The sequence below is a fragment of the Salinivibrio sp. SS3 genome (assembly GCF_001722105.1).
GTDB classification, from domain to species: Bacteria; Pseudomonadota; Gammaproteobacteria; order Enterobacterales; family Vibrionaceae; genus Salinivibrio; species Salinivibrio kushneri.
Map to the genome: position 1 here is coordinate 1 of NZ_MEBQ01000036.1, position 817 is coordinate 817.

General features: G+C 50.1%; 2 protein-coding genes. Both read left to right on the plus strand.

Going from position 1 to position 817, the window contains the following annotated elements:
• The coding region (locus BGL48_RS11375) for an RsmG family class I SAM-dependent methyltransferase (protein WP_176719661.1) at nucleotides 1-346 on the plus strand (346 nt) is incomplete at its 5' end.
• 13 nt (nucleotides 347-359) lie between these two features.
• Nucleotides 360-817: ParA family protein (locus tag BGL48_RS11380; protein WP_141698091.1), on the plus strand; the 458-nt coding region annotated here is incomplete at its 3' end.

Genomic DNA, 817 nt, shown 5'->3' on the forward strand with positions numbered 1-817 from the left:
TGTAAACATTCATTTCATACGTTTTTGTTTGTTTTTCTTGTATTTGCAGTCACTCAGTTGTAACAGTTCGACGCATGTGAAAAGCCGTGTCGAGGATTTTACTCCCTATGTTGGGTTTGATGGCGTATTGAGTCGGGCATTGGCGTCGATGCACGATATGGTGAGCTGGTGCCAGCATCTTCCTCATGATGAGGGATATTTTTACACTCTGAAAGGGCAAGTGAACCAGCAGAAGCTGTATGCCTTGCCTGCCGCTTGTTCTGTGACCGATATCAAAGCTTTGAAGGTACCGGGATTGGAAGGGGCGCGTCATCTAGTAATCTTGAGAGCAAAGAGTAACGAATAGAGGTCGAGAGCACGTGGGTAAAGTTATCGCGGTAGCAAACCAGAAAGGCGGCGTGGGGAAAACCACCACCAGTGTCAACCTTGCAGCGTCACTGGCTGCCACTAATCGTAAGGTGCTACTGATTGATTTAGACCCACAAGGTAATGCGACCATGGCCAGTGGGGTGGACAAATACGATGTGCATGCCACCGCCTACGACCTCTTAATTGAAGACACGCCGTTTGAGCAAGTTGTGGTGGACGACACGGCAGGCAGCTATCACCTGATCGCCGCCAATGGCGACGTGACCGCGGCAGAAATTAAGCTGATGGAAGTGTTCGCTCGCGAAGTGCGCCTGCGCACCATGCTGGAGCCTGTGGTAGACCGTTATGATTATATTTTTATCGACTGCCCACCATCGCTTAACTTGCTGACGATTAACGCCATGACCGCTGCCAACCCTGTGTTGGTTCCTATGCAGTGTGAGTACTT